The sequence below is a fragment of the Rhizobium sp. 25PS6 genome (assembly GCF_032464655.1).
Taxonomy (GTDB): domain Bacteria; phylum Pseudomonadota; class Alphaproteobacteria; order Rhizobiales; family Rhizobiaceae; genus Rhizobium; species Rhizobium laguerreae.
On the sequence record NZ_JAWDIV010000041.1, the window covers coordinates 1 to 12,315 of the forward strand.

The window sequence follows — 12,315 nt, forward strand, 5'->3', positions numbered from 1 at the left end:
GGTGAGCGGCAAAGCCGCGAATGCGCTGAGCGTAAGCGAAGGGCAAAGCGCGGGCAAGCAATCCGCTCAGCCGCAGCCCGGCACATCCTCCAGCCTGCGCCAGACCGGGATGCCGCGTTCCCGGGCGATGCGGACGTCGTTGTCGGCGCCCTTGGAATCGCCGGGCAGGCGCAGCACGCCCTCGCAGAGCTGCAGCAGCCGGCCGGCGACCGGGTGGAAGATCTCTTCGTAGAGCGCGTCGCCGACCGACCGGCCGCCGGCGGCGTGCCAGATCGGCAGCGCCACCCATTCGCCGATCATCGGCACGTGGCCGGCCTCAAATAGCGCGTGCGAAGGCGCTTCCAGCCGCTTCAGGTTGGCGGCCATCTTTTCCGGGTCGTCGCCGGTTCCGGACCGATAAGGCCCAGCAATCAAAATCAACATGATCCACTCCTTCGCTCCGCTTTATGCGTGAGCACTCTCCCGGCCTCATGCACGGGATTTCGTGAAAATGCACGATATTTCTTGAATGTCGAGTCATTTCGTGCAATATCGGGCTATTATGTTAATTTTCGTGCAGAGAACCGATGCTGACAACCCAACGCAAGGCCCTCATTCTCGACATCCTGCGCCGTGACGGCCAGGTGGTCGCCAAGCGCGTGGCCGAGGATTTCGCGCTTTCGGAGGACACGATCCGGCGGGACCTCAGGGAAATGGCGGCGGAGGGGCTGTTGAAACGGGTGCATGGCGGGGCGATGCCGCTGGCGCCTGACTTGCCTGATTTCACCGCGCGGCGCAGCGTCTCGTCGCAGATCAAGGCTCGGCTCGGGGCGGCGGCGGCGGCGATGGTGAAGCCCGGACAGATGATCTTCCTCGACGGCGGCACGACGACGGCGGAGGTCGCCAGGCACTTGCCACGCGACATGCCGCTGACGGTTGCGACCCACAGCCCGACCATCGCCGCCGAACTCGAACACCATCCGACGGCTGAGGTGATCCTCACCGGCGGACGGCTCTACAAACATTCGATGGTGGCAACGGGTGCGGCGGCGATGGCGGCGATCTCGCAGCTGCGCCCCGATCTCTTCTTCCTCGGCGTCACCGCAGCCCATCCAGTGCACGGGCTTTCCACCGGCGATTTCGAGGAAGCGGCGATCAAGCGGCACATCGCCCGCTGCGCGGCTGAAACGCATGTGCTGCTGACCGAGGAGAAGTTCGACCTCGTCTCCCCCTGCCCGGTGCTCGGCATTTCCGACGTGGCGGGGCTGATCGTGCCCGTGGAGATGACGGCCGAACAGCTGAAACCCTATCGCGATCTCAACGGCGCAATCGCCGCAGCATGATGGCGCCAAGAGAGGGCTGCGGCGCGGCAGCATGTGGCAGGAGACTTGCGGCAAGGGCCGCGATGAAGGCCGCCAGCACGGCATAGGCCGGCGCCATGCTGCCGGTTCCAAGGGTGAGCACCGTCTGCAGATAGGGCTGCGCCAGCGCGATGACGACGGAAAGTGCCGGCATATCGAGCAGGGTCCCGGCGACCCGCGACAGTTCCGGCATGAAAGCTGCGCCGGCAAGCGCGCCGTAGACCGCCGTCAGACGGAGTGTGAGGCGCAACGGCACGGAGGCTGCAAGCGGCAGCCTGTCGCCATCCTCCAGGGCAAGCATGAGATAGGCTGTGAATGCCGCCAGAAACAGGAAGGCGACGGGCAGCACCGCCAAGGTGGCGGGCCGCGTCAGAGCCGCCGCATCCACCGCCAGGAAGAGCAGGATCGGCGTGGAGGCGATGAACCAGATGGCGACGATCGGCCCCCAGAACCAGATGAGCGAGAGAGTGTGAAGACGGAGCAGCGTCGCCGTGAAGAGCACGCCGATCGCGGTCCAGATGCAGGCGGGTTTGAGCACGCCCGATATCAGTCGGAGAACCGGCTCGCAGGCGCCGGCCATATCGCCGCAGCCGGACAGCTGGATCGTGAGCCAGGTGATATAATCGAGGCTCAGCGCGGCGAACATGAAGATGCCGATCCCCATCAGCATCCACCAGAGATAGCGGCCTGCAAACATGCCCTGCCCTCACGGCTTCCAGGACTGTGCTCAAGTCGCCGCGAAAGGGTGCATCCGCGATCGCAGGACGTAATCCTTTTATATTAGCCAATTCTTATTTTTCTAATAACTTATATATGCAAACTCGCGCTCAGTCGGCCAAGGCGGAGGTGACCCTGATATCGCCGACATGGATGCCGTTCCAATTGCGCATCGGCGTTGCGGCATAGGCCATCAATGCCGCATGTATCTCGCTCTCCGTCTCGAAGAAGCGGGCGAGTGTCGCCGCCACCATGGCTTCGGCGGCGCGGGTCATGCCATCCTCGCATTTGAGCGCGATGGCGATGCCCTTTTCCGGAATCGCGGCACAGAAGACGCCCTCAGCACCTGTCTTGACGAAGATGCGGCCTGGGGCGATCTGCATCAGCTTGGTGCAGGCGCGGCCCGAACCCGCGACATAGAAAGGTTCGGCCATGCAAGCCTCGATCACCCTGCGGGATGCCTTGGCGCGCAAAGCTTCCAGGCCGATGCCGGTCGCCATCTTGGCGAAACCGTGGGCAAGGCTCCTGAGCGGCACGGCATAAGTCGGAATGGAGCAGCCATCCGTGCCGCAGCTTTCCGCGCCGAGCACGGCGCCGGTCAGGCTTTCCATCGCCGCGCGGATCTCGACCTGCAGCGGGTGCTCATAGCCGACATAACCCGTCGGATCGACGTCCTGATGGCAGCAGGCGCAGATGAAGCCGGCATGTTTTCCCGAGCAATTGTTGTGCAGCGCGGTTGGCGCATCGAGCGTGCGAGCCTGCTGGATCAGGATCTTCTGGCTCATCGACCAATGGGCGCCGCATTCCAGTGTTTCGATATCGCGGCCGGCACGCGACAGCATGGAGGCGGCGAGCGCCACGTGCTCGTCCTCGCCATTGTGCGAGGCGCAGGCCAGCGCCAATTCCTTGTCGCCGAAACCATAGGCGTCGGCCGCACCACTCTCCACGAGCGGCAGCGCCTGCATCGCCTTGCAGGACGAGCGTGGGAAGACCGCGGCCTCGATGTCGCCCAGCGAGAAGACAAGCTTACCATCGCCATCGACCACAGCCACCGCGCCGCGATGGCGACTTTCGACGAGCAGGCCGCGGGTGACTTCGACGGTGACGGGATTGGTCATGAGCTTTTGTCCGGATGCTGGCGGGATAGCGCAGTCCATAACGCGTCACGCGGGGAAAGCCAACGGGGTTGACGTTTTGCCAGGGTTTAGGCGGCTGCGCGGGTGCCTGCTGCTAGTGCACCGGCTCTATCTGTGGCTGGACGTCACCGCATATTCCGTCCTCCTCTGCCTTGAGCCGAGGATCCATGCCCGCTGCCGGTGGAGGCCGGCGTAGATCCTCGGGTCAAGCCCGAGGAGGACGGAGGGTGGGGTGGGCCTCTGGAGCAGGTACAGCGAAGTCACCGGAATTGCGCCTCCTGCGGGTCGCGCCGCAACCTCCGCCATCCTAGGCCTTGAGTTTGGACGCATCGGGACGCTATCGTGCAGCCGGGTTCACACCCCAAGGGATTGTTTTGCAAGCAGGCCTGTCTATGACCGAGTCCATATTGTTGGCATTTTTGACGATTGTCTCTTTGGCTCTGGCGTCTTGGCTGGCACGCCGGCCGGCAAAGGCGAGCGTTGGAATAATCCTCGGAACATTTCTGGGGCTAGCGCTGATCGTCAGCACGTCAGCTCTGGTCGGATTTTTGGGAAAGGTGCTTCCCTTCGGGCAAATCGACTTCTGGCTCTCAGGTTTGGTCGCGAAATTCTGAGTTCGGCGCTCGGCCGCGCTGCGGGCTCGACCGCGATCACATCGTCCAAATATCGATCACATAAATTGACCGAGGCGATCGAAAACTATCGTTTCTCTGATGGGTTCGATGCGGCTAAGAGTAGGGCATCAGGAACCACTCCCCATGCCATCCACCTTTTCCTTGATCCTTCGCGACAACAGGATCCGTATTCCGACCGTGACACTCGTCGCGCTCGCCTTCACCTATGCGTCGACCGCGCCCTACCAGTCGATTATCGGGATCAACGAACTCGGCTTGAGCAACGGCGCCTATTCGGCACTGGTGTTCTTCTCTTCGATCGTCAACGTCACGACGAGCCTGACGCTCGGGATCTGGTCGGACAGGCTGAAGGAGCGCCGGCCGCTGGTGCTGGGGCTTTCCGTCGCCGGCATGCTCGGCTTCGGATCGATCGCGCTCATTCATAGCCCCGCGGTCTTCATCTTCTCCACGCTGTTGCTGGTGCCGATGAGCAATTCCACCTATTCGCTGCTGTTTGCCAGCCTGCGCGCCAGGACCAACCAGATGGACCGCGGCCAAGGGGCGGCGATCACCACAATGGTGCGGGCGCTCTTTTCCGGCTCATGGGCGCTGGCGCCGGGGTTGATCGGCCTCTATCTCGTCAGTTCGCCGTCGATGACGCCGGCCTATGGGATCGCGGCATTGGCAAGCTGCACCTGCTTCTGCCTGTATTTCTTCTTCGCACCCGGAAATGGCTCAGGCGGCCCTGCCCCCGATCCAGTCGGCTTCTTTGCTTCGCTGAAACGGATTTTCGTGCCGCATGTGCTGTCGCGGGCCATCGTCATGGCGATGCTATTCGGGCTGCAGCGGCTGAACGCCATGCTCCTGCCGCTGATCATCACGCGTGCGGCCGGCGGCACCGTGATCGATGTCGGCTTCATGGCAGGTTTGACGGCCTTGCTCGAGATGCCGTTCATGATGATGTGGGGCTTTGCGCAGCGCCGCTTCCGAAGCGCGCATGTGCTTGCCTTCGGCGCGCTGATCTATTGCGTCTATCTGCTGCTGCTCGGCTTTGCTTCCGCACCCTGGCACGTCTACGCACTCCTCCTCTTCAATGCCTGCGGGGCGGCAGCGATCCTCAGCGTGCCGATCACCTATCTGCAGGATCTGATCGCGGACCGGCCGGGGCTCGGAACCTCGCTGATCTCGCTGAACACGTTCATTGGCGTTGGCGTCAGCGCCGGCCTCTTTGCCTTCGGCACCGCGATCACCGATTATTCCGGCACCGCCTTCGTCGGCGCGGCCGCGGGTCTCGCATCGATCGGAGTGCTGCTCTATCTCGAAAGCAGCAGGCGGCAGGTGCGGCAACCGGCGTGAAATGCGGCGCTCCGATCGACACACCTCAACGCGGCGTGATGCGATAGGCGCAGCGGCGAGCGCCGGCGAGGATGTGTTCGCTGCGCTCGACGTCGGCGTCGAGGACGGCGCGGAAGGTTTCGAGTTCGGAGCGGCAGAAGCCGGCGCAAGCCGTGGCGGCGGCGCAGATCGGGCAATGGTTTTCGACCAGCATGAAGGATCCGTCCGCCTCCTCCCAACAATCGGCCATATAGCCTTCGCGGGTGCGGATGCCGGCAAGGGCCTCGACGCGCGCGGCAAGATCATGCGCCGGGCTGATCTCCTGCCGATAGCGTTTCAGCGTCTCGGCCTCGCGGGCGGAAATGACGGTATCGAGCGCTGCGGGGCCGAGTTGATTGACGAGCGTGCCGAGGAGGTTTGCCGTCAGCTCCGCATGGCCGTCGGGAAACCGGCGGTTGCCGCTCGTTGTGAGGTGCCAGAGCTGGCGCGGCCGGCCCCGGCCAGAAGCGGCAACGGTCACCGGTTCCACCAGCCCCTCCTCCGCCATCTTCGAAAGCTGCTGGCGGGCGGCCTCGCCCGATATGCCGAGAGCGTCGCCGATCGCGGCGGCGAGCTGCGGGCCGTCGGTCTTTATCAGGATCAGGATCCGGTTGGCTGGGGACTGGCGCATATTTTCCAAGTCAAGTCTTGTTTAATTCGAGGTGGCATGTAATTTTCCAATTTATAACTTGGAAAATAATCCTTCGCCAGTAAAAATCTCGGGGTCCTCCCATGTCGAATGTCGACCAGACAGCGGCCATCCCCAGCGCCAGCTCCGTTTTCCGCCTCTTCCTGCCCGAGCACCTGCCGGCAACCTTGATGCTGGCCGGCGGCGTGACGCTTTATGCGGTGGAGAGTTATATCATGGCGACGATCGCGCCTTCGATCGTGCGCGATATCGGCGGCCTTGCGCTGTTTTCCTGGGTCACCAGCCTGTTCGTTGCCGCCGCCGTGCTCGGCTCGATCTTCGTCGCCATGCGGCCGCGCGGCATCGGGCTTCGATCGGTCTATGTGATCGCAGCACTGGTCTTCGGCGTCGGCAGCCTGATTGCCGCAGCCGCACCGTCGATGCCGGTGGTGCTGATTGGACGCGCGGTGCAGGGTCTCGGAACCGGCGCACTTGCCGCCCTCGGCTATGCCTTCATCCGCTTCGTCTATCCCGAGCCGCTATGGCCGAAGGCCTCGACGCTCTACGCGGCAATCTGGGGGGTCTCGACCGTCATCGGGCCGACGCTCGGCGGCTTCTTTTCTGCGGGCCACGCCTGGCGCTATGCTTTCATCGTGCTCGTGCCACTCGGCCTGCTGATGGGGGTCTTGGCGCCGCGGCTGTTGCCCGACGTCGAGGACGACCGCGAGCAGGCAAAGACGCCGGTTGCGCAGATCGGGCTGCTGCTTGCCGCCGTCCTGATGGTGAGTGCGGCCGGCGCGGTCGAGGCGACAGCCACGAAGGTCGCGCTGATCGCGGCTTCGGTCGTCGCGGTCGCCGGCATGATCGTCACCGAGGGCCGAAGCCCGAACCGGCTGCTGCCCTCCGGCGCCGTCAGCCTTTCCCAGCCGATTTCACGGGTCTACCTGGCGATGCTCGCCGTGACCGTCGTTCTCGTCAGCGACGTCTTCATTCCCTATTTCCTGCAAACCTTGCATGGGGTGCCGGCGATCGTCTCGGGTTATCTCGTCGCGCTCGTCGCCCTCGGCTGGACCTTCGCGGCCTTCCTCAGCAGCTCTTGGGCCGGCCGCCGAGCCTATTGGGCAATCGTCATCGGCGCCCTCATCGAGGCGGCGGCGACTGCTTGCCTCGCCGTCTTCCTCGCCAAGGACAATCCCGAGGGGCATATGCCGATCATCGTGCCGGCGGCGATCGGCATGTTCATGATGGGCTTCGGCATCGGGCTCGGCTGGGCGCATCTGGTCGCCATGGTCTTGAGGCTCGTCGCCGACAACGAGAAGGACAAGGCTTCTGCCGCGATCCCGACGATGAGTTCGCTCGGTGGGGCGTTCGGGGCAGCCTTTGCCGGCCTCATCGCCAACGGCGCCGGCCTCGTTCATCCGGGCGGCATATCAGGCGCGCTGTCGGCAGCGCACTGGCTCTATCTGATGATGGCGCTGCCCGGTGTTCTGGCGGTTGCGGTGTCGCTGAGATTACCACGCCGCGCGTCCGATAGGACGCACTAAGAGCGCCCTATCTCTTTGTTTTGGCGCAATTCCCGGCAAAAGCGCTTCGCGCTTTGCCTGGCAAGACCGCTGCACACTTTTGCTGGAATTGCTCCTTGTTTCTTCGCAATCCGGACGCAAAACCGCTGCGCACTTTTGCTGGAATTGCTCTAGCCAACGCGCAGCATGACCTTGCCGACATGGCTGCCCTCTTCCAGAAGCCGGTGCGCTTCGACGACCTCTTCGAAGGCAAAGACCTTGTGGATGACGGGGGCGACGGTGCCGGCTTCCAGCAGCGGCCAGACTTCCGAGAGCAGGTCGTCGCGGATGGCGCGTTTTTCTTCCGCCGTGCGCGGGCGCATGGTGGAGCCGGTGACCGTCAGGCGCTTGACCATGATCGGCGAGAGATTGACCTTTTCGGCGATGGCGCCGCCAAGAAAGGCGATGATCGACAGGCAGCCGTCCCTCGCCAGTGAGGCGATGTTGCGCTCGAAATAGGCGGCGCCGATCATGTCGAGGACGATATCGACGCCGTGGCCGGTCTCGGCCTTGATCACCTCGGCGAAGTCCTCGCTTCGGTAGTTGATCGCCCGTTTGGCGCCCAGCTTTTCGCAGGCCTCGCATTTCTCCTTCGAGCCCGCCGTCGCGTAGACCTCGGCGCCGAAGGCGCGGGCGAGCTGGATCGCAGTCGTGCCGATGCCGCTGGAACCGCCATGGATCAGCACCGTCTCGCCTTCCGTCAGCCCGGCCATCTGGAAGAGATTGGCCCAGACGGTGAAGAAGGTCTCAGGCAAAGCTGCCGCCTTCACTGCGTCATAACCCTTGGGAAAGGGCAGGATCTGGCCCGCCGGCAGCAGGCAATATTCGGCGTAGGCGCCACCATTGGCGAGGCCGCAGACCTTGTCGCCGACGGCATGGCCCCTGACGCTCGAGCCGACGGCAACGATTTCGCCCGACAATTCCAGGCCGAGGATCGGGCTCGCATCCTTGGACGGGGGATAGCTGCCCTGGCGCTGGGCAATATCGGGGCGGTTGACGCCGATCGCCTCGGCGCGCACCAGGACCTGCCCGTCTTGGGGCACAGGAAGCGGACGCCTGCCGATCGTCATCACCTCCGGCCCGCCGAAGGACGGCAGATCGACGAAACGCATATCCTGAGGCAAAGGCATGACCGGCTCCTCCCTAATCGGAAGCAACCGGAATAAATCAGCCTCGCAGGCTTGGGAAGGCACGATGTGGCAAAGGCGTCAATTCGCCTCGCCCAGCGAATGGAAGACGAGACCTTCCTCGCTGTCCTTGGCGGCCGACTTGATGATGGCGATTTCGGCGCTGACGCGGTTGATATCGTCGACAACGAGGCCTTCCGGCAGTTCGATGACGCCGATCGAGCAGCGCATCAGCGGGAACAAAGCTTCGGCGCCGGTGCGGTCGTGACCGAGGATACGGCCGGCGGCACGGTCCTCATCGGAATAGAAATCCCGCACATCGTCATGAAAGTCGCTGATCAGCCGGTCGAGGATCTCCGTCAGCTCTTCCTTGCTCCAGCCGACGACGCCGATGAAGAAATCGTCGCCGCCGACATGGCCGAGGAAATGGCGCTCGGCGAAGAAATAGCGGCGCATCAGCGCGGCAAACAGCGAGATCGCGTGGTCGCCGAGATGGAAGCCGTAGGCATCGTTGAACGGCTTGAAATTGTCGAAGTCGCAATAGCAGAAGTGGCGGAGCTCATCGCCGTCGCGGCCGGACTGACGCATGTAATCGCGGATGGCGCGATTGCCCGGCAGGCCGGTCAGCGGGTTCTGGTCCTGCGCGGTCTTCAGCTGCTTTTCGTTGATGACCTTGATCAGTGAGGCGGCGGAGACGACGCCGGCGTAACGCATGTTGTCAGTCAGGATCAGGCAGTTGCTGCCTTCCATATTGGCGAAGATCGCCATCAGTTGCTCGGCGTCGCTGTCGAGGCCGACGATCGGCGCCATCTCGACGAAATGCGAGATAGAGCGCTCGTACATCTTGTTCTTTAAGAGATCGCGGCCGAAGGGCTGGTAGATATATTCCTTGAGATGATGCTCGTGGATGATGCCGCGCGGCTCGTCATTGGCGTTGAGGACCGGAAAGAAGGCCTGGCGCGGATTGCGGCGGAAGAGTTCGAAGACGCTGTCGATGCTGTCATTCTCATAGACCGTCGGCAGCAGCTCGATCTGCTTGCGGATGAGGATTTCGTCGAGCGACTGGCTGCCCCGCTTGCTCTTGCCGAGCTCCTGCAGATGCGGGAAGGATGGCGCCAGCTCCGATATATGCGTCGTCGGGCGGGAGATGAACCAGCCCTGGACGAGATCGACGCCATATTCGCGGCAGGCGATGAATTCGGCCTCGGTCTCGATGCCTTCGGCGATGACGCGCGTGCCGAGCACATGGGCGATGTTGACGATGCTCTTCAACAGATGGCGCTTGCGCGGGCTGCGGTCGATCTCGGCGACGAAATGGCGGTCGATCTTGAGATAATCGACGGCATAATCGCAGAGCAGCTTCATCTCGCCGTGACCGACGCCGAAATCATCGATCGCCAGCTTGAAACCGGCCTTGCGCAGCCTGGAAACCAGGCCGGAAAATTCCGGCACGCTGGTATTGTCGAAACGTTCGGAGAATTCGAAGCAGACGGAGGATGGCGGAATATTGGCCTTGCGCAGGTGTTGCAGCAGGGTCTCGACCAGGCTTTCGCCATGTGGAATGAGCCGGACATCCAGATTGAGGAACAGCGTCGAGGTGGAGAAATTCGACAGCGTCGCAAATTTGGCGAGCGCGCGGCTGGCGACCATCTGTTCGAGCTGCAGCAGCTGGCCGGCCTGGTGAGCCTCGTCGAGGATGTCGACCGGCGTCTCGTAGCCGATGCGATCCTGGCCGCGCATCAGGGATTCGTAGCCGAAAACCGTGCCGGTGCCGGCCTCGACGATCGGCTGGAAGGCATTTTCGACCACGAGCTTGGCAAGGGTTACGATCTGATCGCTGGCGTAGCGGCGCAGGACATCCGGCGCGACGGTGGCAGCCAAGGACACCCCAGTCTTCACGTGGCCGGTCTTCATTGGGGTTGATCTCCACGGTGACTTGTTCTTTTTCGCGTGGAACATGCCGCAGAAGGGTCAATGAACTCTTTCGCCAATGTGAAACTTTTATGAAACGCGCAAGGGCACCTTACCCGTTCCGCGTTTATTCAATTTTTCCAATGCAATCAAGTGCTTGTTCAGGCGGAGCGACGGCGCTCCGCCTCGTGATCGGCGAACATGTCGGCGACGCATCTGCCGCCGGATGGAGCGCCGTCGTCAAGAATATCGTCCCGGAACTCATTGAGCTTGCGGGTGCTATCCCAAAGACGGAGCGCCTCGCGGACGACCTCGCTGCTCGAGGCATAACCGCCATTGTCGACGGCGGCGCGGATGCCCGCTGCCTGTTGCGGAGAGATGGAAACGGTGACCATCGGCATGAACTTCCTCCCTTTTCTGATCAGGCAGATCCCTGCCTCTGGGGGACGCATGACCATTTTCAGCATTCTCGGCGATCTCGCCGGTGCCTTGGTGCATTCGCACATCGGACCATTCGTGCGCTGGGATTGGTCCGTAACCCCTTAAGTCTAATCCCCTGTCCTAGTCTTGTCAAAAAAGAACGGGTCTTGCCAAAAAAGAACGGTCAGCGGCCGTCAGTTTGAACTGCGGATGCCGATGCCGAAGGCGATCAACGTCGAGCCCTGGACGATGAGATCGGCGGCGAGGAACAGGCCGAGAATCCACAGGCTGTTCACCGGCCAGCCGAGCGCAATGACGAAACCCGCAAGAGCGGTGATGACGCCGCTTGCGACGATCCAGCGCCAGCCCTTGATCGGCTTCATGCGCATGCCGACCCAGGTGCGGAAGACGCCGGCGACGACGAGCGCCAGCGACAGGAACAGCGTCAGCGCCGCCGAGGTCAGGATCGGATTGATGAAGGCGCAGATGCCGGCAAGCACATAGAGCAGGCCGCTCAATATCCAGAACAGCACGTGGTCCCAGCCGCGCACCTGAAAGGCATGGACGAGATAGATCACGCCGCCGAATAGCATCAGCATACCGACATAATAGACCGAGACGACGGTGGCGAGCATCAGATTGCCGAGCGCGATCAGACCGCAGACGAGCAGCAGCACGCCGAGGCCGGCAAACCAGATCCATTTCGACTGCAGCGAAGATGTCGGCGTTCCCTCGAAGACATCGGCCATGACCCACCTCCTGACAGTTGAGATATGCTGCAGCAATTCGGCAGGGAAAGATCTGGGTTCGAGCAAATCGATAAAGATTTTAATTGATTGATCAGTCAATCAAAAATAACCTGTCGCTGATTTCAAAGGAGTGGTCTGTTGCCGAAGGTCGGAATGGAGCCGGTACGCCGCAAGGCGCTTGTCGATGCGGCGCTGCGGGTGATCGGCGATCACGGCTCGCTTGCCGTCACCATGTCCGACATCGCCCGGCAGGCCGGCGTGTCGCCAGCCCTGGCGCATCATTATTTCGGCAGCAAGGAGCAATTGCTGATCGAGACGATCCGCTCGCTTCTCCGACAGTTGCGCAGCGACACGGTGGTGGCACTTAAGGCCGCCAGGACGCCGCGGGCGAGACTTTCGGCCGTGATCCGTGTCAGCTTCCACGCCGATCAGTTCGCGCCGGAGACGATTGCCGCCTGGCTTGCCTTTTACGCCGAAGCGCAGCGCTCGGAGGAGACCCGGCGCTTCCTGGTGATCTATGCCAGGCGGCTGCGATCCAATCTGCTGGCCAACCTCAAGGCGCTGCTGTCCACTGAGGCCGCAGAACGCATCGCCGAAGGCGCTGCGGCGATGATCGACGGGCTCTATATCAGGCAAAGTCTGAAATCCGCGCCGATCGGCATTGAAGCCTCGATCGCGCTGACGGAAGATTATCTGAATGCGCAGTTGCGAGGATTTGGACGATGATCATATCCGCT

General features: G+C 62.6%; 13 protein-coding genes. 5 read left to right on the forward strand and 8 right to left on the reverse strand.

Features of this window, described 5'->3' with window-relative positions; all coding sequences use genetic code 11:
* Positions 1-66 precede the first annotated feature (66 nt).
* Positions 67-423, reverse strand: coding sequence for a DUF4406 domain-containing protein (locus RWK44_RS34485; RefSeq protein WP_131666778.1), 357 nt, complete (start codon positions 421-423; stop codon positions 67-69).
* Between the two features lie 143 nt (positions 424-566).
* On the opposite strand from RWK44_RS34485, the gene RWK44_RS34490 reads away from it, so the two are divergent.
* Positions 567-1,322 carry a DeoR/GlpR family DNA-binding transcription regulator gene (locus RWK44_RS34490; protein WP_131666777.1) on the forward strand — a complete coding sequence of 252 codons (756 nt, stop codon included), beginning with the start codon at positions 567-569 and terminating at the stop codon, positions 1,320-1,322.
* On the opposite strand, the gene RWK44_RS34495 is transcribed toward RWK44_RS34490, so the two are convergent.
* On the reverse strand, positions 1,297-2,037 hold the full coding sequence (locus tag RWK44_RS34495) for a hypothetical protein (RefSeq protein WP_316030145.1): 741 nt from the start codon (positions 2,035-2,037) through the stop codon (positions 1,297-1,299). The two genes, RWK44_RS34490 and RWK44_RS34495, sit on opposite strands and share 26 nt — an antisense overlap.
* A gap of 130 nt (positions 2,038-2,167) precedes the next feature.
* Positions 2,168-3,175 (reverse strand): asparaginase, encoded by a 1,008-nt coding sequence (locus RWK44_RS34500; protein ID WP_131666775.1) that lies wholly within the window; start codon positions 3,173-3,175, stop codon positions 2,168-2,170.
* Positions 3,176-3,585: 410 nt separating this feature from the next.
* Here RWK44_RS34500 and RWK44_RS34505 point away from each other — a divergent pair, with 410 nt between their 5' ends.
* Both RWK44_RS34505 and RWK44_RS34510 read left to right on the forward strand, forming a co-directional pair.
* Entirely contained in the window at positions 3,586-3,807 is a 222-nt protein-coding gene (locus RWK44_RS34505) for a hypothetical protein (protein ID WP_245503950.1), read from the forward strand.
* A gap of 144 nt (positions 3,808-3,951) precedes the next feature.
* Positions 3,952-5,163 (forward strand): MFS transporter, encoded by a 1,212-nt coding sequence (locus RWK44_RS34510; protein ID WP_222060286.1) that lies wholly within the window; start codon positions 3,952-3,954, stop codon positions 5,161-5,163.
* A gap of 25 nt (positions 5,164-5,188) precedes the next feature.
* On the opposite strand, the gene RWK44_RS34515 is transcribed toward RWK44_RS34510, so the two are convergent.
* The gene (locus tag RWK44_RS34515) at positions 5,189-5,812 is read right to left on the reverse strand and encodes a helix-turn-helix transcriptional regulator (protein WP_168285200.1); all 624 of its coding nucleotides are present in this window, start codon (positions 5,810-5,812) and stop codon (positions 5,189-5,191) included.
* A 101-nt stretch (positions 5,813-5,913) separates the two neighbouring features.
* On the opposite strand from RWK44_RS34515, the gene RWK44_RS34520 reads away from it, so the two are divergent.
* The gene (locus tag RWK44_RS34520; RefSeq protein ID WP_131666772.1) at positions 5,914-7,353 is read left to right on the forward strand and encodes an MFS transporter; all 1,440 of its coding nucleotides are present in this window, start codon (positions 5,914-5,916) and stop codon (positions 7,351-7,353) included.
* 149 nt (positions 7,354-7,502) lie between these two features.
* On the opposite strand, the gene RWK44_RS34525 is transcribed toward RWK44_RS34520, so the two are convergent.
* From RWK44_RS34525 to RWK44_RS34540, 4 genes are all read right to left on the reverse strand, one after another.
* Positions 7,503-8,501 (reverse strand): NAD(P)H-quinone oxidoreductase, encoded by a 999-nt coding sequence (locus RWK44_RS34525; protein ID WP_316030146.1) that lies wholly within the window; start codon positions 8,499-8,501, stop codon positions 7,503-7,505.
* A gap of 78 nt (positions 8,502-8,579) precedes the next feature.
* The gene (locus tag RWK44_RS34530) at positions 8,580-10,457 is read right to left on the reverse strand and encodes a bifunctional diguanylate cyclase/phosphodiesterase (protein ID WP_316030147.1); all 1,878 of its coding nucleotides are present in this window, start codon (positions 10,455-10,457) and stop codon (positions 8,580-8,582) included.
* 113 nt (positions 10,458-10,570) lie between these two features.
* A complete protein-coding gene (locus tag RWK44_RS34535) occupies positions 10,571-10,810 on the reverse strand; it encodes a ribbon-helix-helix domain-containing protein (RefSeq protein ID WP_020049068.1) in 240 nt (79 codons plus the stop codon).
* A 213-nt stretch (positions 10,811-11,023) separates the two neighbouring features.
* Positions 11,024-11,578, reverse strand: a complete 555-nt coding sequence (locus tag RWK44_RS34540) for an HdeD family acid-resistance protein (RefSeq protein ID WP_222000329.1) — start codon at positions 11,576-11,578, stop codon at positions 11,024-11,026.
* A 138-nt stretch (positions 11,579-11,716) separates the two neighbouring features.
* Here RWK44_RS34540 and betI point away from each other — a divergent pair, with 138 nt between their 5' ends.
* Positions 11,717-12,304, forward strand: a complete 588-nt coding sequence (betI, locus tag RWK44_RS34545) for a transcriptional regulator BetI (protein ID WP_316030148.1) — start codon at positions 11,717-11,719, stop codon at positions 12,302-12,304.
* Positions 12,305-12,315: the final 11 nt, after the last annotated feature.

Excerpts from the sequence above, each read along its gene's own strand:
- RWK44_RS34530 (WP_316030147.1), bottom strand. The coding sequence starts at position 10,457 with ATGTTCCACGCGAAAAAGAACAAGTCACCGTGGAGATCAACCCCAATG.
- RWK44_RS34490 (WP_131666777.1), top strand. The coding sequence starts at position 567 with ATGCTGACAACCCAACGCAAGGCCCTCATTCTCGACATCCTGCGCCGT.
- RWK44_RS34510 (WP_222060286.1), top strand. The coding sequence starts at position 3,952 with ATGCCATCCACCTTTTCCTTGATCCTTCGCGACAACAGGATCCGTATT.
- RWK44_RS34540 (WP_222000329.1), bottom strand. The coding sequence starts at position 11,578 with ATGGCCGATGTCTTCGAGGGAACGCCGACATCTTCGCTGCAGTCGAAA.
- RWK44_RS34495 (WP_316030145.1), bottom strand. The coding sequence starts at position 2,037 with ATGTTTGCAGGCCGCTATCTCTGGTGGATGCTGATGGGGATCGGCATC.
- RWK44_RS34500 (WP_131666775.1), bottom strand. The coding sequence starts at position 3,175 with ATGACCAATCCCGTCACCGTCGAAGTCACCCGCGGCCTGCTCGTCGAA.
- RWK44_RS34485 (WP_131666778.1), bottom strand. The coding sequence starts at position 423 with ATGTTGATTTTGATTGCTGGGCCTTATCGGTCCGGAACCGGCGACGAC.
- RWK44_RS34520 (WP_131666772.1), top strand. The coding sequence starts at position 5,914 with ATGTCGAATGTCGACCAGACAGCGGCCATCCCCAGCGCCAGCTCCGTT.
- RWK44_RS34525 (WP_316030146.1), bottom strand. The coding sequence starts at position 8,501 with ATGCCTTTGCCTCAGGATATGCGTTTCGTCGATCTGCCGTCCTTCGGC.
- RWK44_RS34515 (WP_168285200.1), bottom strand. The coding sequence starts at position 5,812 with ATGCGCCAGTCCCCAGCCAACCGGATCCTGATCCTGATAAAGACCGAC.
- RWK44_RS34535 (WP_020049068.1), bottom strand. The coding sequence starts at position 10,810 with ATGCCGATGGTCACCGTTTCCATCTCTCCGCAACAGGCAGCGGGCATC.
- RWK44_RS34505 (WP_245503950.1), top strand. The coding sequence starts at position 3,586 with ATGACCGAGTCCATATTGTTGGCATTTTTGACGATTGTCTCTTTGGCT.